General features: G+C 45.3%; 1 pseudogene. It reads right to left on the bottom strand.

The features are described 5' to 3' along the window. Nucleotides 1-93 precede the first annotated feature (93 nt). Nucleotides 94-243: pseudogene (locus AAC147_RS09240) on the bottom strand (integrase); the annotation flags it as partial.

Raw genomic sequence — 243 nt, 5'->3', positions numbered from 1 at the left:
CTCGTATAACGGTTATTGGTCAGACGCCTCAGATGTGTTACAGCACTCTGGGGCGTTGTTTTTTATGTTACTTTTCTTAAAAAATCTCTATCGTTATGCCCTTTTGCCAAATTTCCCGATCAGCACATTTTCGCCTCGCTCCAGCATCTCCATATAATCGGCATACCATTGCAGCATTTCCCGACGACCATCCAGATATTGCGCGTGGTTATACGTGCCTCGGATGCTGTTTTTATCGACGTG

This window comes from Xenorhabdus sp. NBAII XenSa04 (genome assembly GCF_963866145.1).
Taxonomy (GTDB): Bacteria; Pseudomonadota; Gammaproteobacteria; order Enterobacterales; family Enterobacteriaceae; genus Xenorhabdus; species Xenorhabdus indica.
This window is presented reverse-complemented; position numbering and strand designations above follow the sequence as displayed.